21 protein-coding genes are annotated in these 21,168 nt (G+C 48.1%); 19 read left to right on the forward strand and 2 right to left on the reverse strand.

The genetic code is table 11. From position 1 onward, the window contains the following. Positions 1 to 85 precede the first annotated feature (85 nt). Positions 86 to 916: an undecaprenyl-diphosphate phosphatase gene (locus BLR11_RS07185; protein WP_091650034.1), complete on the forward strand. Its 831-nt coding sequence runs from the start codon at positions 86 to 88 to the stop codon at positions 914 to 916. Between the two features lie 77 nt (positions 917 to 993). Here the strand turns inward: BLR11_RS07185 and BLR11_RS07190 are convergent, their stop codons facing one another. Then, entirely contained in the window at positions 994 to 1,443 is a 450-nt protein-coding gene (locus BLR11_RS07190) for a hypothetical protein (RefSeq protein ID WP_091650037.1), read from the reverse strand. A 198-nt stretch (positions 1,444 to 1,641) separates the two neighbouring features. On the opposite strand from BLR11_RS07190, the gene BLR11_RS07195 reads away from it, so the two are divergent. The 10 genes from BLR11_RS07195 to BLR11_RS07240 all read left to right on the forward strand — a co-directional run bounded on the left by BLR11_RS07195 (position 1,642) and on the right by BLR11_RS07240 (position 11,530). After that, positions 1,642 to 2,196 carry a DUF805 domain-containing protein gene (locus BLR11_RS07195; protein ID WP_091650041.1) on the forward strand — a complete coding sequence of 185 codons (555 nt, stop codon included), beginning with the start codon at positions 1,642 to 1,644 and terminating at the stop codon, positions 2,194 to 2,196. A 43-nt stretch (positions 2,197 to 2,239) separates the two neighbouring features. Further along, complete coding sequence (locus tag BLR11_RS07200) at positions 2,240 to 2,458, forward strand: FeoA family protein (protein WP_091650044.1); 219 nt, start codon at positions 2,240 to 2,242, stop codon at positions 2,456 to 2,458. Between the two features lie 5 nt (positions 2,459 to 2,463). Further along, positions 2,464 to 4,572, forward strand: coding sequence for a ferrous iron transport protein B (gene feoB, locus BLR11_RS07205; protein ID WP_245675111.1), 2,109 nt, complete (start codon positions 2,464 to 2,466; stop codon positions 4,570 to 4,572). Positions 4,573 to 4,781: 209 nt separating this feature from the next. After that, the gene (locus BLR11_RS07210; protein WP_091650048.1) at positions 4,782 to 5,621 is read left to right on the forward strand and encodes an energy-coupling factor transporter ATPase; all 840 of its coding nucleotides are present in this window, start codon (positions 4,782 to 4,784) and stop codon (positions 5,619 to 5,621) included. Then, positions 5,606 to 6,475, forward strand: a complete 870-nt coding sequence (locus BLR11_RS07215) for an energy-coupling factor transporter ATPase (RefSeq protein WP_091650051.1) — start codon at positions 5,606 to 5,608, stop codon at positions 6,473 to 6,475. The genes BLR11_RS07210 and BLR11_RS07215 overlap by 16 nt, the downstream gene beginning before the upstream one ends. Continuing rightward, positions 6,465 to 7,265: an energy-coupling factor transporter transmembrane component T family protein gene (locus BLR11_RS07220; protein WP_091650052.1), complete on the forward strand. Its 801-nt coding sequence runs from the start codon at positions 6,465 to 6,467 to the stop codon at positions 7,263 to 7,265. The genes BLR11_RS07215 and BLR11_RS07220 overlap by 11 nt, the downstream gene beginning before the upstream one ends. Further along, positions 7,262 to 8,050 (forward strand): tRNA pseudouridine(38-40) synthase TruA, encoded by a 789-nt coding sequence (gene truA, locus BLR11_RS07225; protein ID WP_091650055.1) that lies wholly within the window; start codon positions 7,262 to 7,264, stop codon positions 8,048 to 8,050. The genes BLR11_RS07220 and truA overlap by 4 nt, the downstream gene beginning before the upstream one ends. A gap of 267 nt (positions 8,051 to 8,317) precedes the next feature. Then, positions 8,318 to 9,325 carry an SLAC1 family transporter gene (locus tag BLR11_RS07230; protein ID WP_091650057.1) on the forward strand — a complete coding sequence of 336 codons (1,008 nt, stop codon included), beginning with the start codon at positions 8,318 to 8,320 and terminating at the stop codon, positions 9,323 to 9,325. Between the two features lie 84 nt (positions 9,326 to 9,409). Then, positions 9,410 to 10,456 carry an anthranilate phosphoribosyltransferase gene (gene trpD, locus BLR11_RS07235; protein ID WP_091650060.1) on the forward strand — a complete coding sequence of 349 codons (1,047 nt, stop codon included), beginning with the start codon at positions 9,410 to 9,412 and terminating at the stop codon, positions 10,454 to 10,456. A 339-nt stretch (positions 10,457 to 10,795) separates the two neighbouring features. Next, a complete protein-coding gene (locus BLR11_RS07240; RefSeq protein WP_091650063.1) occupies positions 10,796 to 11,530 on the forward strand; it encodes a TVP38/TMEM64 family protein in 735 nt (244 codons plus the stop codon). Positions 11,531 to 11,595: 65 nt separating this feature from the next. Here the strand turns inward: BLR11_RS07240 and BLR11_RS07245 are convergent, their stop codons facing one another. Then, positions 11,596 to 12,282 carry a hypothetical protein gene (locus tag BLR11_RS07245; RefSeq protein WP_091650066.1) on the reverse strand — a complete coding sequence of 229 codons (687 nt, stop codon included), beginning with the start codon at positions 12,280 to 12,282 and terminating at the stop codon, positions 11,596 to 11,598. Between the two features lie 291 nt (positions 12,283 to 12,573). On the opposite strand from BLR11_RS07245, the gene BLR11_RS07250 reads away from it, so the two are divergent. From BLR11_RS07250 to pstC, 8 genes are all read left to right on the forward strand, one after another. Then, positions 12,574 to 13,128, forward strand: a complete 555-nt coding sequence (locus tag BLR11_RS07250; RefSeq protein ID WP_091650068.1) for a rubredoxin-like domain-containing protein — start codon at positions 12,574 to 12,576, stop codon at positions 13,126 to 13,128. Positions 13,129 to 13,243: 115 nt separating this feature from the next. Further along, a complete protein-coding gene (locus tag BLR11_RS07255) occupies positions 13,244 to 13,675 on the forward strand; it encodes a hypothetical protein (protein WP_091650071.1) in 432 nt (143 codons plus the stop codon). 78 nt (positions 13,676 to 13,753) lie between these two features. Further along, positions 13,754 to 14,971, forward strand: a complete 1,218-nt coding sequence (locus BLR11_RS07260) for a hypothetical protein (protein WP_091650074.1) — start codon at positions 13,754 to 13,756, stop codon at positions 14,969 to 14,971. Between the two features lie 13 nt (positions 14,972 to 14,984). Beyond that, complete coding sequence (locus BLR11_RS07265) at positions 14,985 to 16,526, forward strand: LPS-assembly protein LptD (protein ID WP_091650077.1); 1,542 nt, start codon at positions 14,985 to 14,987, stop codon at positions 16,524 to 16,526. A 188-nt stretch (positions 16,527 to 16,714) separates the two neighbouring features. Then, positions 16,715 to 17,395 carry a response regulator gene (locus BLR11_RS07270; protein ID WP_091650080.1) on the forward strand — a complete coding sequence of 227 codons (681 nt, stop codon included), beginning with the start codon at positions 16,715 to 16,717 and terminating at the stop codon, positions 17,393 to 17,395. After that, positions 17,395 to 19,113, forward strand: coding sequence for a sensor histidine kinase (locus BLR11_RS07275; protein WP_091650083.1), 1,719 nt, complete (start codon positions 17,395 to 17,397; stop codon positions 19,111 to 19,113). The genes BLR11_RS07270 and BLR11_RS07275 overlap by 1 nt, the downstream gene beginning before the upstream one ends. A 215-nt stretch (positions 19,114 to 19,328) precedes the next feature. Beyond that, entirely contained in the window at positions 19,329 to 20,219 is an 891-nt protein-coding gene (locus BLR11_RS07280) for a phosphate ABC transporter substrate-binding protein (RefSeq protein ID WP_091650086.1), read from the forward strand. A 27-nt stretch (positions 20,220 to 20,246) separates the two neighbouring features. After that, positions 20,247 to 21,167 (forward strand): phosphate ABC transporter permease subunit PstC, encoded by a 921-nt coding sequence (pstC, locus tag BLR11_RS07285; RefSeq protein ID WP_091650089.1) that lies wholly within the window; start codon positions 20,247 to 20,249, stop codon positions 21,165 to 21,167. Position 21,168 lies beyond the last annotated feature (1 nt).

Genomic DNA, 21,168 nt, shown 5'->3' on the forward strand with positions numbered 1-21,168 from the left:
TACTTTTTTTCTCTTTTTCCGCGTGGTATAATATTTCAGTATGGTTCATATTATTTTATCGTATACATAAAGGAGAAATCATCGAATGAACGATTATATCATTGCGGTCATACTCGGCGTTGTCGAAGGATTGACAGAATATCTTCCTGTTTCCTCCACGGGGCATATGATCCTCGTCGGCGACTGGCTGGGCTTTGACGGACCGCGGGCCAGCGTCTTTGAAGTGTTTATTCAGCTAGGGGCTATCTTATCCGTTCTATTGATTTACAAGGAAAAATTTTTACGCATGGCACGGCAGTACCGGTGCTGGAATATGTATCGCCGGGAAAACTGGTTCCGCCATGATACGGGGCTGACCTTAGCCCATGTCGCGGCCGGCATTGTTCCGGTCATGGGTGTCGGCTACTTGGCGCATCATGCGATCAAGACCTACTTATTTTCTCCCGGCACCGTTATCATCGGGCTGATCCTCGGCGGCTTTTTTATGCTGGCTGCGGAAAAAGTGCATATGCGGGTTGTGTGTGACGATGTGGAAAAAATGACGATCATGCAGGCTTTTTTGGTAGGGGCCTTTCAAATACTGGCCTTATGGCCGGGGTTCTCCCGTTCCGGATCGACGATTTCCGGTGGTCTGTTTTTAGGATTGAGCCGTAAATGCGCTGCCGATTTTTGTTTTATTATCGCCGTACCGGTCATGGTCGTGGCCTGTATTTATGATTTGCTCAAAAATCTGAGTAACCTCGCCGGCGGGGATCTGATCATGATTGCGATCGGATTTGTCGTGGCTTTTGCGGTAGCCTACGTTTCGGTTCTCTGGTTTCTTAAATTTCTCAATAAGTCCAGTTTGGCAAGTTTCGCCTACTATCGATTCGTAGTCGCACTGGTATCCTTCCTGCACTTTTTTGTATTGAACTAACAGAAGATATAAAGAAAACGGGTACATATTGCTGCAGCTTGTGCTGCGGCAGCATGTACCCGTTTTTGCGGGTATGCTTATTGGATGAATTCAGTCATTATTTCATCCATGAAGGCATCGGCGTGGACATCCTCCGGTAAATCCATGGAAATATTTTCGAGCAGGGTAGGAAACATGATTTTGATTCCCTGTTCGAACACGAAATAATAATACTGCAGTTCATCGCTGCCATGTGTTACGACGGGAACCATCGCTTCGTTAACGGCAAAAGCGACATTATAAAAATCGACCATTTCTGTTTTGAGCCGATCAAGATCCACTTTTTCTTCACTATAATCCTGCATGAGATTCGTACCCATCTGGGCCAGCATATCGGGAATCTGCGCCAGCTGTTCCGGCGGATCCAATTTGGCATGTTCCATGATGTGCAGCAAGGTATGCATGCTGCTGATAATAGATTCGCAGAAGAAATTGTAGGTGAATATTCCTTCCGAATTCACAAGATTTGTATATACATGTTTTTCCATATAAGAGTCTCCTTTAGCTAATGTAAGATAGACTTATTATATCATGATACGCGGTAATCGGAAACGGATAGAACAAGTAAGAAGTTTTTATTTGTATCTTCCGGTCAAATTCATTTGAGTAAGATCGTAGAATATGATACCATTACTATGATAGCTAAATGTAAGCACAAGCTTTTTGAGCGCCGTTAGGAGGAAATTATGTCTCGAGAAAAAAAGATCAAATTAAAGAAACGGTCGGATCAATCGATTAAAATCCGAAAAGGACTTGCCATGCCGGTCGGCCGCGTGGGAGAAAACAACGCAGTAAGTTTTCGTGATTGGCAGGATCTCAAAGCCAAATATTACACGTTTCACGGACGCGTACAGCGCCGCCCGTTTATTTTGCGGACCCTGGTCCTTGTTTTTGCACAGATTCTGTTTTCCTTGATTCTGTACAGCAAATTTGTGGAATCACTGATTATTGGACGCCCGGAACTTGCCGCTGTTTTTGCAATTATATTTATCGTATTGACGATTCCTGTCGTTTGGGCACAAATATCCTTGGGTATCAGACGGTGTCATGATTTCAATAAATCCGGCGCGTTATTTATCGTACCCTATGTCTGCTATATAGGAAGCCTGGTAGCTCCCGTACTGGGACTGCACAACTTGGAAATTCTTGTGCAATCCATTACCGCCGTATCGTATCTGGCGCTCTTTACCATAAAAGGAAACTCCGGTGACAATGCATACGGAGCCGAGCACGCACGCTGAGATACAGCGTGCAGCTGAGAATACAGAGGGGGGAGGCGGACGAATGACGTTGGATCAGGGAAAAGTAGGAATGACCTATCTTGTAGAAGAACTATCGCTGCCGACTAAAATGGAGAAGCGCCTGCAGGCGCTAGGGATGACAAAAGGAACGAAAATCGCGGTCCTGAACAATAAAAATGCCGGTACTTTGATTATTAAGGTACGCGGGACACGGCTGGCTATCGGTAAAGGGATTTCCAGCCGTATACAAGTTAGGAGTTGAATACAGTGGAACAGGATGTATCGAATGCCTCGAGCGGACGCAAGCATTTGCACCGCTATCGGCATGGCATAGCACACAAAGATTTGACAGTGGCATTTATCGGGAATCCGAACTGCGGTAAAACGACACTGTTTAATGCGTATACGGGAGCCAACCTCAAAGTGGCCAATTGGCCGGGCGTAACGGTAGAGAAAGTAGAAGGCTCTGTTGTCGATCATGGTGTCACTATACATCTTGTCGATTTACCCGGAACATACAGCTTGACCTCCTATACCATGGAAGAACAAGTATCACGTAATTTTATATTGAGCGATGAAGTCGATGTCATTATCGACGTGGTAGATGCATCGGCGCTGGAACGAAATCTGTATTTGACCCTGCAGCTCCTGGAACTGGGAAAACCGGTCGTGATGGCACTGAATATGATGGATATTGTAGAAAAGCGGGGCATGGAAATTGACCTGCACCGCCTGCCGGAAATGCTCGGCATTCCTATCATTCCAGTATCGGCCCTAAAGCGGCGCGGATTGAGCGTGCTCCTGCATGCGGCCATTCATCATCGAGACCATGTCCATCCGGACCGGCTCGTACACGATCACTCCAGTCATACCCGGCATCGGCATAACCACCACAGTGAATTTGCCATGGTGTACAGCGACCTGCTGGAAGACAAGATCGATGTCATCAAAGAACAACTCAAGCTGCAGTATCCGCAGATGTTCAATCACCGCTGGCATGCACTCAAACTGTTGGAGCAAGATGCGGAGGTCACGAGGAACTACCCGATCGATGAGAAAGGCCGTATTGTTGATAGAAGCTATGAAACGGATATTATTAACCAAAAATATGATTTTATCGAGGAAATCATACATGAAGTAGTCGTCAACCGAGAGGAAAAAGTAGCCGCCACAGAATACGCAGACCGTATATTGACCAACCGATGGCTCAGTATACCCGTATTTCTTCTGATCATGGCCGGCGTATTTTTCCTGACTTTTTATGTGGGTGATTATTTAAAATCCTATTTTGAACTGGCACTGGATGTCATATCCGCACAAGCGACCAGCGGGCTGACCCTGCTCGGAGCCAATGATATGCTCATCTCACTCGTCGTCGAAGGAATTATTGCCGGGGTCGGCGGTATCCTGACCTTTCTGCCCAATATCTGCATTTTATTTCTGACACTGGCCTTTTTGGAAGACAGCGGCTACATGTCGCGTGTCGCTTTTATTATGAATGACATTATGGAACGGCTGGGACTTTCGGGGCGTGCTTTTATCCCCATGATACTGGGATTTGGCTGCTCCGTGCCGGCGATCATGGCTTCGCGGGCGCTGGAAAATAAGACAGACCGGTATCGGACGATGCTCGTGACGCCGTTTATGTCCTGCAGTGCCAGACTGCCGATTTATATCCTGTTTTCAGGTATGTTTTTCCCGCAGAATTCGATGCTGGCAGCCTATTCCATGTATATCATCGGAATTGTCGTAGCCCTTCTTTCCTTATTGGGCATGAACCTTGTGGAAAAACGGACGCAGGAAAATGCGCTGCTCATCGAACTGCCGGAATATAAACGTCCCAGCAGCCGTACCGTGGGCATTTATGTATGGGAAAAAGTAAAAGACTATCTGAGCCGGGCCGGTACCATTATCTTTGCCGCCTCTATTATCATGTGGTTCATTCTCAACTTCGGCCCAGGCGGCTATGGCGAAATGACCAATAGCTACGGAGCACTTATGGGAAAATGGCTGGTGCCGATCTTTGCACCCATTGGTCTGGGATACTGGCAGATATCCTTAGCGCTTATCGCGGGGATATCTGCTAAAGAAGTCGTCGTATCCAGCTTTGTCGTCCTTTTTGACGGACTCAATATTAACTCCGGTGCGGCACTTATGAGCCTGGCAGGAACACTGGGAAGCGTAGGCTTTACTCCGCTCAATGCCTATTGCATGATGCTCTTTTCCCTGCTGTACATCCCCTGCGCAGCCACGCTGGCAACGGTACACTCTGAATCACACAGTTGGAAATGGACGATCTTTTCCGCCGTCTTTCAAATTGCCGTTGCCTGGATCGTTACCTTTATCGTATACCAAGTAGGAAGCCGGATACTATAAAGCAGGCGGGAAACGGATAAGGGCAGCTTCTCGGATCGCTGCTGTTGGAATAGAAAAGGTCGGAATATCATTATGTGAACTGTAATGTGATTTTAAAAAGTTTACATAAATAATAGACAAGCTGGGGAAAACACTGTATAATAATTGCGTGTAAAAACGGGAACGTTTTTTCACTTTATGTACTATATAGGAGATGTAAGGAGATACGAATGAGTATACCTATGATAAAGCTGGATCACATGAGCCATTCTTATACGGATGAAGAAGGAAAGCAAGTGTATGCCGTACGGGATGTATCGTTATCGATCCAGACCGGAGAATTCGTGGCGATTATCGGCACGAATGGTTCGGGAAAATCTACCTTGGCCAAGCATTTCAATGTTCTGCTTGTACCGACAGAGGGAACTTGTGAAGTCTGCGGCATGCGTACGGATGATCCTGATTTGACTTGGGATATCCGGCAGAAAGTCGGCATGGTTTTCCAGAATCCAGATAATCAGATCGTAGCCGCCATTGTGGAAGAAGATGTAGCCTTCGGACCGGAAAATCTGGGAGTGCCGTCGGAGGAAATAAAAAAACGTGTCAAAGCGGCGCTGGAACGCGTCAATATGACGCAATACGCGCACCATGGTCCGCATCTGCTGAGCGGCGGCCAAAAGCAGCGTATTGCCATTGCCGGTATTTTGGCCATGCAGTCGCAATGCATCGTTCTCGATGAACCGACGGCCATGCTTGATCCGATCGGCCGCAAAGAAGTGATGGATACGATTCATCAGCTGAATGCAGAAGGAATCACCGTTATTTTGATTACCCATTTCATGGAGGAAGCCGTCACGGCAGATCGTGTTGTTGTTATCAATCATGGCAGACTGCAGATGGATGGCAAGCCCCGGGATATTTTTACCCATGTACGGGAACTAAAGGACATGGGACTGGATGTGCCGGTTTCGGCTGAATTGGCCTTGCGTCTGCGGGAAAAGGGAATTTCACTGGACGGTACGATCATAACAAAGGAAGAATTAGGGGACGCATTATGTCAATACAGTTAGAAAACGTGTCGTATACCTATGGAGTAGGTACGCCGTTTGAAAAGACAGCGCTGCGCAATGTAACGATGGAAATCAGCAGCGGCGATTTTGTCGGAATCATCGGACATACGGGATCCGGCAAGTCCACACTGGTGCAGATGTTGAACGGATTGCTGCATCCTACGATGGGACAGGTCACGGTCAATGGCATGGATATCAGGCAAAAATCAAAAGCAGCGATGGATATGCGCCATAAAGTAGGCATGGTGTTCCAATATCCGGAATACCAGTTGTTTGAAGAGACCGTTGCCAAGGATATTGCATTTGGTCCGCGCAATATGGGGTTGACGGAAGAAGAAATAGAACAGCGCGTCAAGGAAGCTATGGAATTCGTCCATCTCGATTATGAAGAATATGGCAATCGCTCTCCCTTTCGGCTGAGCGGCGGGCAGATGCGCCGTGTTGCCATTGCTGGCGTTATCGCGATCCATCCGGAATACCTGATTCTCGACGAACCCTCGGCGGGACTGGATCCCGTAGGCCGTGAAGAAATATTTTCCGAAGTCCAGCGCTGGCATGAAGAAAAAAATATTACGGTTATCCTGGTGTCTCACAATATGGAGGATATTTCCCGCCTGGCCAATCGATTGATCGTACTGGACCACAGCGAAATTATTCTTGATGGAGAACCGCTGGAGATATTTGCTAAGCAGCAGGACCTGCTGCATCGTGCCGGAGTCAGTGTGCCGCCGGTCACGGAGGTGTTGCAGTATCTGCAGGGCCGCGGTCTGCCGGTCGAAGACCGTGTGCGGACCGTAGAAGAAGCCGCGGCCTCGATTTATGCGGGGGTAAGGGGGAATACGCATGCTCACTGATATTACACTGGGTCAATATTTCCCGGGACATTCCTTTTTGCATAAACTGGATCCGCGAGCCAAAATTATGGCGACGATGATTTTTATCATAGCGATATTTTTTGCGGAATCTCTTCCGGCCTATGGCGTAGTTACGGCGTTTGTGGTGCTCAATTTTGTGGTATCGCGGCTGCCGCTGAAACTGATCGTCAAGTCGTTGAAGCCGTTGTGGATTATTATTGTGTTTACGATGGGCATCCATATCTTTACGACGCCGGGGATCGTACTGTGGCAGTACGGATTTATTTCCATTACCAAGGAAGGCGTGTACCAAGGGAGTCTGATGACGGCTCGTCTGGTATACTTGATTATCTTTTCCTCCCTGCTGACCTATACGACGTCCCCCATCGTGCTGACGGATGGCATCGAACATATATTGAATCCCTTCCGGCGCATCGGGGTGCCGGCGCATGAACTGGCCATGATGATGACCATTGCCCTGCGCTTTATCCCGACGCTATTAGAAGAAACCGACCGGATCATGAAGGCCCAAACAGCCCGCGGTGCCAACTTTACGAGCGGCAGTATACTGCAGCGCGGCAAGAATATGATACCGCTGCTGGTGCCGCTGTTTGTTAGTGCGTTCCGCCGGGCCGACGAACTGGCGACGGCGATGGAAGCCCGCTGTTACCGCGGCGGAGAAGGCCGGACGCGTATGAATGAATTATCCTATACCTATCGAGACGGGATTGCCATGGCGGCTATCGTTCTCGTAACGGGAATTTTGATTTGGATGCGGTGGTTTATATGAAAAAGAACATCTGTCTGACCGTTGCCTATGATGGAACCGATTTTCACGGATTTCAGCGGCAGACCAATGCTCCTTCGATTCAGCTGGAAATTGAGCGGGCCTTATCTCGTATATTTTCCGCACCGATCACGATTTATGGAGCGGCTCGTACTGATGCCGGAGTCCATGCGCGCGGACAAGTCGTTAATTTTTACGGAGAAGGTTCGATCCCGATAGAGAAAATCCCCTATGCGGCCAAAGGATATCTGCCGTCGGAAATCGTCATACGTACGGCGCAGGAAATGCCGCAGCACTTCAGTGTGCGTCATGACTGTACCGGTAAGCACTATCGCTATACTATCAATAACGCACAAGTTTGTGATCCCTTCCTGCTGCGCTACGCCTGGTTCATACGCAAGCCGCTGGATATAGAAGCGATGAAAGCCGGCGCGGAAATACTGCTGGGGACCCATGATTTTTCTGCCTTTGAAGGGCAGAATACGACGCCCATGAATCCGCTGAAAACAATGTATGACATTACCTTTCAGCGAGAAGGAACAGCACTGCAGATCAATGTACTGGGAGACGGGTTTCTATATCATATGGTCCGCAATATGGCAGGCGGCTTTGTCGATCTGGGACTTCACCGCATGACCGTAGATTCGTTCCGCGCGATTCTGGAAGGACTGGACCGGACCCGGCTGGGAGCGACTGCCCCGGCTCGAGGACTATGTCTGGAACGCGTGTTTTATTCCTATGAAGGGCTAAAAGAAACAGAACAATTGCTGCGGGAACACGCATTATAACAGAAATATAAAAACTTGATGACGCATATTTAAAAATAATATGATAGAATGCAAGGCGTGTATATTGATACGCGCCTTTTTCTGTGTCATACTTTAAAGGTAACGTTAAAAAAGCAATACATGCAGAAAAAATGAAAAAGCAAGACAGGGCAAAGGGAGAGGTTAGACTTTTCCCTTATCTCCCTTGCCTTTGTCTCTCTTGACAGGGGCCTGCATTTAAAAGACGGCCTGCATGTACTTGGTAATTTTGAAAAGAAGGTATTATAAATGGCACAACATATTGAGATCATAGCACCGGACGAAAGAGAAGTCATACGGCAAATTGGCTTTGTTCATTTTATGTCGGTTTCTACTTTTGCCGCGTCCATGGGGTATTGCGGCATGTGTTTCGGATGGCGTCTGGCTCATCAGATTTGGGGAGCTCCGGCCTGGATCGGAGAATGTTTCGGAGCCGTGGCCCTGCTGATTTATTTTTGGGTATTTTTCCAGTATTTTCGTAAATTGCGAATCGATACGGCAGCCGTACGGGCAGAATGGAATTCTCCGTCTAAAGTCAATTTCTTCGGAACATTTACGGTTTCTACGGTATTGCTGGCAGCGGTACTGGCACCGTATAGTCATGTGGTGGCCAGCATATTCTGGTGGGTGGCACTGGTAATGATTCTGCTGTTTGGCTGGATATTACTTAGTCATTGGCTGCTGGAACGTCAGAATATCAACGAAGTGACACCGGCTTGGCTGCTTCCTGTACTGGGGCCTATTACGATCCCCATTGCCGGGAATGTGCTGCAGAACCCCGGGTTTCATGATATTTCCGTATTTTGTGTCGCTATCGGGATTGTGACGGGGATTCCGGTTATTGCGCTGCTGCTGACCCGCAGTATCATCGGCAAGCCGCTGCCGGATGCGGTGCAGCCCAGTTTGATGATTCTCATGGCACCCTTTGGCATGGGCTATATCACCTACAGTGATACGTTTGGCCCGGATAATTTTACGGCGTTATTTATCTGCGCCGGGATTTTCCTTCTCGTGCCGATCGCCTGCAAAGTTGCCTCGATCATGCTCAGTACTCCGTTTCGCATGGGCTGGTGGGCTGCTAGTTTCCCCAGTATGGCCTTTACAAACGGCGTATTGCATTTCAGTAACGACTACACCGTGTTTTGGACGCGTGCACTGGGATTATTCCTGTTGATTTGTGCGACATCCTTGATTTTATGGCTGTCAGGCAAAACGATATGGGCGATCCATCATAAGACACTTTGGAAATTATATTGATTACAATGCCGATGTGGTATAATATACATATAAGAAACATCGTTAGGATCACAAGAGGAATGTACGTACAAAGGAGTGAGGGCTATGTTGAAAAATTTACTGGTAAAACTAGCAGAAGGTAATGATTTGACATCTCGGGAATGTGTATTTGCCATGGATCGCATTATGGACGGACGCGTTTCCAATATTCAGCTCAGCGCATTTTTAGCAGCTTTGGCTGTCAAAGGGTGTACGGATACGGAAATAACTGGTTTTGCCCAAGGAATGCGGGAACACAGCCTGAAGGTGGAACATCATTTGAATTTATTTGAAATCGTAGGTACCGGCGGAGATACGGCCAAGACCTTTAACATTTCCACGACCGCGGCATTTGTCATTGCAGCCGGCGGCGTACTGGTAGCCAAACACGGCAACCGAGCCAAGACATCGCGCAGCGGTTCGGCAGATATGCTGGAAGCACTGGGCGGTAATATTTTTTTGGAACCCGATAGCTGTCTGGAGATGCTTCGTGCGATCGGCATCTGCTATTTCTATACACGATACTATTACTATATGATGAAACATATTGACTCCGTTCGCGAAGAACTGGGGATCCCGACCATTTTCGACGTGCTCCGTCCCTTGACCAATCCGGCCCGTGCCAAATATGAACTATTAGGTGTAAACAAGAAAAAACTTGTCGAACCGATGGCCCGTGTACTTTCCAATCTGGGCGTCGTGCGCGGCATGGTAGTATATGGACAAGATGGATCTGATGAAATTTCAGCTTCGGCAGTTACGACCGTTTGCGAATTCACAGGAAATGTCTTCAAGACCTATGAAATCCGGCCGGAGGATTTTTGTCTGAGCCGCTGCCGGCAGGACGAACTGGCAGGCAGCACACCGAAAGAAAATGCGGCGATTGCCCGCAGTATCCTGAAAGGGGAAAAAAGTGCTAAGCGTACGGCGATTATCATGAATGCCGGAGCCGGACTTTACATCTGCGGCAAAGCGCTTACGCTGGAAGCCGGCATGAAGGAAGCGGCACGCCTTATCGATTCGGGAAAAGCTATGCAGAAAATGGATGAATTTTTAAGAATGAGTCAGCAGTTATCTGCGATAGAACGTTCCCGCGTTGCGGAATTCTTATAATATATGGACAGCAGCGTATACGGGGCTGACAGGGGGGACGAGAACGCTCGACTCTCTCCTGTCAGTCCCTTTTAATGAGCGGCAGGCTATGCAATATCCGTATCTATATGGAATAGGGTGCACATAGTTGCTTAAAAAAGATGATTGAAACGGAACTAGTATTTTGGAAATAACAGTACTTGTGGTATAATAGAGTATCGAATTGCCTGTTTGGCCGAATACGTATATGTTGTGCATCGGTCAGTTTATCTATAGTTATCCCTATGACGTATTTTCTGATGGAAATAGGCGGGGATGAATCATTTCGAAACTACTCGTATAAAAGGATAGATATATAATATGAAGGATAAAACATTAGGGGTTTCGATCCACATCTTCGGTGTGCTGGCTGTAGTAGCCGTACTGTGGGCGATTCAACTTGTTCTGCCGGATTTTTACATGACCATGTGGAATCTCATGGTACAAGGAGATATAGACGGTCTTACGGACTATATTGCTTCCTTTGGCTATGAGGCTATATTGGTCAGTGTTTTCATGATTACCTTTGTCAATGCGATCGGATTTCCCTCCATCCCATTCCTTACGGTGAACGGTATTATTTTTGGTTTGGTCCCGGGAATCATCATTTCCTGGGCAGGTGAAGTATTAGGCATTGAAATCAGCTTTCATCTCACACGGACGCTGCTGCGCGGTCAGGCTAAAAAAATGATCGAGCGGAACGACATGCTGGAAAAACTCGATTCTTACAGCTGTATCAAGACGATCATCATGGGACGGGCTATACCGTATTCCCCGAATGTATTAGTAACGGCATTCAGTGCACTAAGTCATATCTCCTATAAAGATCATTTTATTGCCAACCTGATCGGCAAAATACCGGCAGTCGTCATAGAAGTCTGGCTGGGGCACGATCTGCTCCGTTTCCATGAACACTGGGGCCGTCTGTTGGTGTTGGTATTGCTGGTGGCCGTTGTATATGGATTTATGTGGTGGAGAAAAAAGCATCGTCCGAAACTGGCACATATGGAATGCCATCATCAGGAATCGGACAGTATCTCTGTTACAAAAAAATAGTGCGAAAGTATTGCAAAAAGAGGATCGGCGCAAGCCGGTCCTCTTTTTATGCCAATCATAGGATGTTACAGTGTCATTTTTTCCTTCAAGGTTTTGAAAAAAGCGTCGACGATCCGCTTATATACGCCCATCGTATCATCGGAACTGTACCGCGTCCGCGTTTCCTCACGGGAAAATACGACACTCCCTGTTTTGGTATCATACACATCAAATCGCAGCGTTACCGTCGTATTGGGGATATAGGTATCCGGTACATATTCGGGTACGGTGATCTCCTGAGACACGGTGTACGGTCTGCCGTCGCGGTCATATACGACACGATCGATCCACTGGGACCGCCACTCCGTATGAGCAGCGACAAAACTGCTGTCTTGGCTGTACTGCATCAGCCGGGCCTTTATGTATACATCGGCAGCAGGAACAGCAGAAGCGGCAGGGGACACAGGAGACGCGGCGGGGACAACTGCCGGAGAAGCAGGCGGCGGTGATGCGGGGGGTGCGATCTGCAGCGCTGTACGGACAGAACTGCCGTTCTTCTTTGCGCGTGTCAAATACGCATCCTGCAATGTTTTTGCCACAATATCATTTTTGATGCTTGCAGCTTCGGACGTATCCAGATTATACACCAGGACCGTCTTTATCTTTGGAAAAGCATACGAACTATCAGACCAATCATCCTTTTCTGCATGAACAGCCAGAGGAACGGAAACAACGATTGTCATCAATGCGGCTAGCAGCCAAGAACCCTTCATACGCAGCAACCTCCTTAGGATACACATACACAATATATACTGTATATCATAAAGGAAAGCAATAAAAAAATCCATGGATAGCACACTGAATTTTTTTCTTTTCCCTGTTTTAACCGACCGGTGAGTAGTAAATACAAAAAAATTTAAAATTAACGAAGAAATTACAAAAAAGCCTTGCTTTTCTAAAATACATCTGCTATAATTACAACATAACAAATAACAATTATTTGTTAGTATGAATTTTCAAAGCTTTATTCAATATAATTGTTATATAAATAGGAGGAATATATTATGAAAAAATTTGTTTGCAGCATCTGCGGTTATGTGTATGAAGGCGAAGAAGCTCCGGAAAAATGTCCACAGTGTGGTGCTCCGAAGGAAAAATTCAGTGAATTGGCAGCTGGTAAAAAAGAATATGTGGATGAACACATTGTTGGAATTGCCAAAGGTGTTGATCCCCGTATTATTGAAGGCCTTCGTTTGAACTTCACCGGCGAATGCACTGAAGTCGGCATGTACATCGCGATGGGCCGTCAGGCTGATCGGGAAGGTTATCCGGAAATCGCAGAAGCATTCAAACGCTATGCGTTAGAAGAAGCAGATCACGCATCCCGCTTTGCCGAAATGCTGGGCGAAGTGTTGACCGCGGATACCTTGAAGAACTTGGAACTCCGTGCGGCTGCGGAACAGGGTGCCTGTGCCGGTAAGAAAGAATTGGCAACTCTCGCAAAACAACTCAACTTGGACGCTATTCATGATACCGTGCATGAAATGGCAAAGGACGAAGCACGCCATGGTCGTGGATTCGACGGCCTCCTGGCTCGTTACTTCGGTCATAAAAACTAAACATATCCAGTTTTTACCCCCGCATGCTTAGCATACGGGGTTTTTGCTATGTAAGTTGCTTTTTGCACATAATTCTTATATAATGAAATAAATGTGTACTGAAGGAGGCGACCATATGAAAAAACAACTTATTGTGGGGGCTTTAGTAGTATCACTTGCCGGATTTAGTGGTACTTTGGCTACGCAGGCCTTTGGTCTAGGCTCTGTTCTCAAAATTGGCGGCGTGGGGGTAGTAGTCAGCAAATTTGGCGAACAACTCAACGATTTCCTGAATAAGCTTTTAATGAAGGACGGTGTAGGGACTGACTATGCAACAAAGGTGGTGCCTGTGCTTAGTGTAGGCAGCGGCGGGTATGTAGGTGCCGCGCAGGTGGTAGGCCCGTCAGAGCAAGTAGAGCAGGTCAAGGCTGTTGGCCAGATCGAAGCTGGGTTTAACGGGAATTTGTTCAGAGCCAAGGCATTGATTCCTATTGATGCCGAAAGCATTACCAACATGCACCGTATCCAGGGCGTCGGGGTTTCTGCTATCATCGACGTACGTTTTTAATTCATTACGATATACAGCAGGGCATTACATTTGTCTTCTTTTTTTATGAAGACAATACAATTACAGGAGGAATGTAGAATGCTGAAAAAGAAACTTGCCTGCATGGCGACAGTTATGGCATTGTGCGGTTCTATGCTGGTCAGTGCCGCAGGTTATACAATTTTGGAAAAGGCCCAGAAGGTGGAAAGCACTGTCTATGGGACCGTACAGCAAGGTGCTTTGAATGATCGTGTTTCATCTTTGGACAAACTGATCAACGGGCAGTCCGCCGCCGGTACGGGAAGCACGGAAAATCGTGTGGATACCTTATATAAGGAAGTATATGGCAATCCGGGTTCCGATTTATCCATGCTGGCTGCTGTCAATATGATGCAGTGGAAATATGGCGGTCAGATTTCGAATGATTCTCTGCTGTCGCGCGTATCCTCCTTGGAAGAAAACGTAAACGGCCAGGTCGGGACGGGTTCCTTGAGCGGCCGTATTGCCGTACTGCGCCGTTCTCTTTTGGGAAATGAAAAGTTTGTTTCCCAAGCTGTGACGATTCCGGCAGGGATGATCGTCAAATTGCAAAATGTCGATGCCCTGAGCTCCAAAACCTTGAAAAAAGGCGATACCGTACGCCTGGCTGCCTTGGAAAATGTCATGGTAGGCAGTGTAGTGGCGATTCCCAGCGGTTCACAATGTGAAGGCACCGTAACGGATGTACGCCGGTCCGGTATTTTCGGCCGTGACGGCAAACTGGTCATTACGTACGGCACGATTAAAGCCGTTGATGGATCGGCGGTTCCGTTGATCGTAGGCGATAAAGCAAAAGAACAATATAAACAAATGAAAATAGCGGCCGGCGCGTCTGTTGCCGGAGCGGTTATCCTAGGACCTGTAGGATTGGTAGGCGGACTGTTTGTAAAAGGCAGTGAAGTCAATATACCCGCCGGTACGACAATGTTTACAGAAGTCAAAACCGACACGGATGTCATGGGCTTTACAGAAACCCCCATGGACTCTTCGGAAATGAAGACCGCGAATATGGCCGCCAGCGGCGTAGCCGTTCCCGGTGTATCCGGCACAGCGACGCCTGCCGATACGCAGACGGTGGCAATCGGACCGAATGCTACGACTCCCATCGCGACACCGCCGGCAGCGGATGCCAAAATGCCCGTAGGAACAGCACAAGCACCCACACAGACTGTTCCGATGACAGATGAAAAAACACAGGAAGCACAAACAGCGACAGGAGATACACAAGATACTTCAAATCAAACAACGGTAGCCATTACTTCCAATGGAAAACAATAAATAGGTGACGTATATGAAAAAAAATTTGGCAGTATTTATTTTGGCTGCCGCCGTGCCTTTCGCGTTGCCTGTCTTTGCCGATCAGGACGCAGCAGATGCCGGTTCCGTTATGGACAAGACAGCATGGGTAACCAAAAGCACTGCCGATCAAGTGAATAAAAAAGAAAAAAAAGAAAAAACCGTAGACCCTGTGAATCTCGACTGGGCCTCCCGACGGTATGATATCGTGCTGCCGCAGCAGCCGGTAAAAGTAGCGGCGGACTCTCTGTATATGCGCAGTCAAGATGGCTATGTACAGGGGCGGGGCAATGTTGACATTCAGCAGGGAATTGATGAATTTCACAGCAACTATGTAGAAGGCAATACGAAAACGAAAATGTATTATATCCCGGGACCTGCGGTATGGATCCAGGGAGAAACCGCGCTGGACGGCTCGGGTATTACCTATGATGGAAATACGCACAGCGGCAAGGTGGAAAAAATAGCGGGATTTATTGCCGCTAACGTATATATCCGCGGTACGGACGGAGAACTGGCGGACGGCAACGGATACATGAAACACGGACTGATTACGACCCCTCACGCCGTAGCGGAAACCCCGGACTACTATCTGACGGGGGACGACATCCACATCTATCCGGGGGTTAAATTTACCTCGGAAAATACGACACTGTGGTTTAAGCATATCCGTATACTCACGTACGGCCATTATGAAGGCAATCTCGATTCGCAGCATAAGACCAATACCACACTTTTTTCACTGCTGCCCAGACCACGCTATACCTCCGATGACGGCTTTGGCGTTTATGGCGGTGCTACGCTTCCGCTGAATGCAGATGAAACATTCCAATTTGAATTCCAATATGCCATATATACCAAAGGCGGATTCCAGCCGACAGCCCTGTTCATCAGGGATACGAATATCGGGCGCTTTACATTAGGCTATTCGACAGAAGAAAGTACGCAGAGCACCGATAGAGTATGGGCCAAAAAATTCCCTGAACTAACCTACTACATGCCGCGTATCGTCTTTGGCAGTACCGGCATCTATATGGACAACAGCGCAAGCTGGGGCCGCTGGGCTGAAGACGGAGTAGAAACGGGCACGCATAAGGACTTCCAAACGGAAATCAGCCATACCCCGCTGCCTCTCTGGAAACAAGCCAACATTCGTTTTTTTGCAGGCTATCGTAAAGACCTGTACAGCACCAATGATGCCATCGTCCGCGATCCCTATACGGGCGTCGTATTGAACCAAGGCATCAACGACCGGCTATGGACCAGCTGGTGGTATACAAGACATAATATGAGCGGTGTGACACCCTATCGATTCGATACCATCGACCATCCGCGGCAAAAAGGCGTATCCATCGGCTATAAACTAACGCCCCTGGACACCTTTATCCTGACCTTTGATAAAGATCTGGACACCGATCAAGTAGCGGATCGTGATTTCACGTGGGTTCGCGACATGCACTCCTTTGTAGCCACGATTACATGGGAATCTGTCTCCCGCAGCTGGGACTTTCAACTCGTAGCAAAAGACTTTTTCTAATACAAAGAGGTACTCTGAAAAAAGGAGTACCTCTTTTTTGCAGTATCCGTTTTGTTTTTCCTATTTTCATGGTATTATATTTCTTAATAGGTATTTTTTTACTGATTTTTTACATTGGTTGCCTGTAATCTGAGGCGTTTCCTTGTATAATAATAAATGATAATCGGATTTTTTTGGGAGGTGATCACATGGCATTGATATATTGCGTAGAAGACGATGAAAATATTCGTGAACTCGTAGGGTATGCCTTGCGTAGTCAGAAGTTTGATGTAGGAACTTTTGCCGACGGGAAGGAGTTTTGGACCGCTATAGAAGAAAAAATCCCATCTTTGGTACTTCTTGATATCATGATGCCCGGAGAAAGCGGCGTGGAGATTTTGGGAAAACTCCGCAAACGGAAAGATTGCAGCGCATTGCCGGTCATTATGCTGACAGCAAAAACGAGTGAATACGATATTGTTAAAGGACTCGATACCGGAGCGGATGATTATATCTGTAAGCCTTTTGGCATCGTAGAACTGGTTTCTCGTATCCGCGCCGTACTGCGGCGGAGTACGGGACCGACTGATGAACAGACCGTATATACCTATGAAAATGTATCTCTTGATACGGAAAAACATGAGGTACTGGTGGACGGCAAACCTTGCCATTTGACGGTCAAGGAATTTGAATTACTGCAATATCTGCTGGTTAATATCAATATCGTTCTCAAACGAGAACAGATTATGGAAAAAGTATGGGGCTTTACGTATGAAGGAGAAAGCCGCACCATCGATATGCATATCAAGAGTCTTCGTCAAAAACTGGGGGCAGGCGGAGCTATTATCCGGACTGTCCGGGGCATCGGGTATCTCATAGGAGGTAAATAGTGAAAAAGCGAATTTACCTGAGTCTGCTTGCCATCGGCTTGACCTGCATGGTCATGGCCCTGGTCATTTCCGGCTGGATCTTTTGGCGGTCGGCACAAGAGCAGGCGGCCGTAGAAATGGAATCTGCCGTGGCCATGATTTCGGCGGGTATGGCCCGCGACCCGGATACCAAGGGGTATCTGCAGCAAGTGGCCGATGCCGAAAAGGGAGCCCTGCGGATCACATGGATCAATACGGACGGCAGTATCAAGTTCGAATCGGATTATGATGCAGCGAAAATGGAAAACCATCTCCAACGCCCCGAAGTCCAGCAGGCCTTTGCCTATGGGACGGGATCGGCTGTCCGGGAATCCGCTACGATTGAAAAGGCGCTGTATTATTCGGCTAAAAAACTTCCCGATGGGACGGTGCTGCGTGTCAGCCTGCAGCGGGCCACGCTGTATTCTCACTTTTTGGCGCTGCTGCCTATGGCCCTGCTGCTGTTGATCCTGGCGGGCATCTGCTGTATCCGTGCCTCGCGGATGCTGACGGCCAGCCTGTTATCTCCGCTGCGCAAAACGGCCCGAGTCATGGAAAATATCGGGACACCTTCGCAGCAGCTGCCGCAGGAAATGCCGCATGTATATCGGGAACTGCGTCCGCTGGTGCAAAAAATCATGGACCAAAGCAATTACATCAACCATACGATCCAGATCCTGGAACGGGAGCGAAACACGGTCCGTATTATTTTAGAAAACCTGCGGGAGGGTGTCATTCTGACGGATAAAGCCGGGAAAATACTGGCCCTCAATACCTGTGCCAAGGATATCCTGCAGATCCGCAGGATGATGACCGTCAGCGGTCTGTCCTTTGAAAAGATTTTTCCCGGTGTGGAATGGGATCAAATCAAAATGGGAGAAGACTTGCCGATGGCCTATACGCAGAAACTAGTCAAAAACGACCGTCTCTATCAACTCACCGTACGGCCTATATATAAAGAAGAAAACCTCTATGGGGCTCTGTTCATTCTTTATGACATCACCGAAAGCGAACATCGGGAACAACTGCGGCGGGAATTTACCTCCAATGTTTCGCACGAACTCAAAACACCGCTTACCTCGATCAGCGGCTTTGCAGAAATGCTTTCGGCAGGACTCTATGAAGAAGAAAAGGACGTCAAGCACTTCGGCAAACTCATCCAACAAGAATCGCAGCGCCTGCTGCGGTTGATCGAAGGCATCATCCACCTGACGAAAATAGAAGAACATAAGCCGAATATAGAAATGACATCGGTCAAACTCGACACCATCGTCGAAGAAATCGTCAACTTTATGGAACCGGTAACACAAGAAAAGCACGTGACGATACATCGGAAAATGGGAGACCTTGCGGTCTTTGGCAACAACGGCATGCTGCGGGAACTCTGCATGAACCTCATCGACAACGCTGTGAAATATAACCGCAGCGGCGGACACGTATATATCACCCTGCAGCAAGAAGGAAACAAAGCCGCCTTTACCGTCCGAGACACGGGAATCGGCATTCCCGAAGACAAACAAAAACGAGTATTTGAACGCTTCTACCGAGCCGATGCCAGCCGGAATAAGAAAAATGGCGGCAGCGGTCTGGGACTCTCCATTGTAAAGCACATCGTGGAACAACACCACGGGCAAATCAATCTGGAAAGTAAAGAAGGAGAAGGAACGAAGATAACCGTGTATCTTACACTGGCAACATGATATAAGGAAACAAGTAAAAACAACCATTTCGTTGTTGTAGTGCCTCCGATAAACTAGATTTTCAGGTCTAACTTATGGGGGGCACTACAGACATGGTTGTTTTTATTTGTTTTTGCTTTTTTTTATTATTTTCACATTCTTTACATTCTTTACACAGGACACTTACATAGACTTGGTACGATGTAATCACAAAAATAAAAAGGAGTGGATTATATATGAAATTGAAAAAGCTTATCTTCATAGCTCTCGCCGCTGTTATGGTAGTGGGTGCTGCCGGATGCGGCAGCCAGCAGAAGGCGGATGGTGACAAGTCTAGTTCTGCCGCTGTGTCTGGGAGCATTACCGGTTCCGGTTCTTCGGCATTGTTACCGTTGGTGAAGGATGCAGCAGATAAGTTCAAGATAGATAATCAGGGCGTGTCCATCAGCTTAAATGCCGGCGGTTCGGGAACAGGTCTTAAACAGATTGCCGATGGGTCCGTCGATATGGGGAACTCCGACGTACCTGCCGAAACAAAGTTGTCCAAGGACCAGGTTGCTAAACTCGTAGATCATAAAGTCTGCGTCATGACGGTTGCCACGATCGTAAACCCCGACATCGGACAGGTCGTCAAGAGCTTGACCAACCAACAGCTGCAGGACATCTTCACTGCTAAAATCACGAACTGGAAAGAGGTAGGCGGTCCGAATGAAGCCATCATCTTGGTAACACGTCCGCAGACGTCCGGTACCCGGGCACTCTTCAAAGAATATGCTATCAACGGAGCAGAAGAATCGAGCAACAAATCCCTCGAAACAGATAACTCCGGCCTCCTCGTACAGAGTGTGGCACAGAACAAAGGCGCTATCGGCTACGTAGCACTTCCGTACTTGATCAACGACAAGACGGTCAGCACGATCGCGATCAACGGAGTAGCTCCTTCGCTGGAAAATACCTATAACGGTACCTATGCGGTATGGGGATACGAACACATTTACACCAACAAAGAACCAAAAGCCGCTGTCAAAGCGTTCCTTGACTTTGTCCTCTCTGATACATACGGCCAGCGCATCGAAGAATTAGGCTACGGCGTATCGAGCAAAATGCAGACAAAGGAAGTTCACTAAGGTACGTTAGATAACGGAGGAAGTAACATGAATCCTATTGAAATCGCTGTTAAGAATGCACATCGTGATGAGCGGGCCGCCAGGCTCCTCATTACGATCTGTGGTATCGGAGCGGCACTGGTACCCTTCTTTATAGGAGGGTTCCTTCTGTTAAAGGGAAGCGACACGTTCCTGATATTCGGCCACAGTCTGGGAGAATTTCTCCTGTCCGGCCAATGGGCTCCGAGTGATACGGCAGTCGGCGGCGGCCATGTCGGGGCAGCCATGTTTTTATCGGGCTCCCTCGTGACCTGTGGACTGGCCCTGCTTATTTCCTTGCCGCTAAGTATTTCGACGGCCATCTTTATGACAGAAATCGCTTCACCGCGGACGCGGCGTCTGATACAACCGGCTGTGGAACTGTTTACGGGAATTCCCTCCGTCGTCTATGGCTGGATCGGACTTACGGTACTCATTCCGTTCCTGCGGCACTTCTTCATTATGCCATACGGGTTTTCCTTACTGGCAGCCGGCTGCGTGCTGGCAGTGATGATATTCCCAACCATCACGACGATGTCCGCAGATGCTATGGCAGCGGTACCCAAGACGTGGCGGGAGGCCTCCTACGGACTGGGGGCGACGCGCTGGGAGACCATTTCCCGGATCGTCATTCCGGCAGCTCGCGGCGGTATTTTTACCGGCGTCATACTCGGTCTGGCACGTGCCTTGGGAGAAGCCCTGGCAGTAGCCATGGTCATCGGACAGATGAAGGTATTTCCGACCTCCCTGTTCTTACCGGCCAGTACGCTTACGACCGCGATCGCCTCGGATATGGGCGGAGCCATGGAGGGCGGCGAATACAGTGCAGCCCTGTGGACGATGGCGCTGCTCCTGTTCCTTCTTTCGTTCTTGTTTATTTTTGTGATCCATCGCATCAACCGAGCGTCACAACTGAAAGGGAGGGCTTGAT

Origin of the sequence: Megasphaera paucivorans (assembly GCF_900103535.1) — a bacterium.
GTDB classification, from domain to species: domain Bacteria; phylum Bacillota; class Negativicutes; order Veillonellales; family Megasphaeraceae; genus Megasphaera_A; species Megasphaera_A paucivorans.

Coding starts and splice junctions, on each gene's coding strand:
- BLR11_RS07185 (WP_091650034.1), top strand. CDS start 86: ATGAACGATTATATCATTGCGGTCATACTCGGCGTTGTCGAAGGATTG.
- BLR11_RS07190 (WP_091650037.1), bottom strand. CDS start 1,443: ATGGAAAAACATGTATATACAAATCTTGTGAATTCGGAAGGAATATTC.
- BLR11_RS07195 (WP_091650041.1), top strand. CDS start 1,642: ATGTCTCGAGAAAAAAAGATCAAATTAAAGAAACGGTCGGATCAATCG.
- BLR11_RS07200 (WP_091650044.1), top strand. CDS start 2,240: ATGACGTTGGATCAGGGAAAAGTAGGAATGACCTATCTTGTAGAAGAA.
- BLR11_RS07210 (WP_091650048.1), top strand. CDS start 4,782: ATGAGTATACCTATGATAAAGCTGGATCACATGAGCCATTCTTATACG.
- BLR11_RS07215 (WP_091650051.1), top strand. CDS start 5,606: ATGTCAATACAGTTAGAAAACGTGTCGTATACCTATGGAGTAGGTACG.
- BLR11_RS07220 (WP_091650052.1), top strand. CDS start 6,465: ATGCTCACTGATATTACACTGGGTCAATATTTCCCGGGACATTCCTTT.
- truA (WP_091650055.1), top strand. CDS start 7,262: ATGAAAAAGAACATCTGTCTGACCGTTGCCTATGATGGAACCGATTTT.
- BLR11_RS07230 (WP_091650057.1), top strand. CDS start 8,318: ATGGCACAACATATTGAGATCATAGCACCGGACGAAAGAGAAGTCATA.
- trpD (WP_091650060.1), top strand. CDS start 9,410: ATGTTGAAAAATTTACTGGTAAAACTAGCAGAAGGTAATGATTTGACA.
- BLR11_RS07240 (WP_091650063.1), top strand. CDS start 10,796: ATGAAGGATAAAACATTAGGGGTTTCGATCCACATCTTCGGTGTGCTG.
- BLR11_RS07245 (WP_091650066.1), bottom strand. CDS start 12,282: ATGAAGGGTTCTTGGCTGCTAGCCGCATTGATGACAATCGTTGTTTCC.
- BLR11_RS07250 (WP_091650068.1), top strand. CDS start 12,574: ATGAAAAAATTTGTTTGCAGCATCTGCGGTTATGTGTATGAAGGCGAA.
- BLR11_RS07255 (WP_091650071.1), top strand. CDS start 13,244: ATGAAAAAACAACTTATTGTGGGGGCTTTAGTAGTATCACTTGCCGGA.
- BLR11_RS07260 (WP_091650074.1), top strand. CDS start 13,754: ATGCTGAAAAAGAAACTTGCCTGCATGGCGACAGTTATGGCATTGTGC.
- BLR11_RS07265 (WP_091650077.1), top strand. CDS start 14,985: ATGAAAAAAAATTTGGCAGTATTTATTTTGGCTGCCGCCGTGCCTTTC.
- BLR11_RS07270 (WP_091650080.1), top strand. CDS start 16,715: ATGGCATTGATATATTGCGTAGAAGACGATGAAAATATTCGTGAACTC.
- BLR11_RS07280 (WP_091650086.1), top strand. CDS start 19,329: ATGAAATTGAAAAAGCTTATCTTCATAGCTCTCGCCGCTGTTATGGTA.
- pstC (WP_091650089.1), top strand. CDS start 20,247: ATGAATCCTATTGAAATCGCTGTTAAGAATGCACATCGTGATGAGCGG.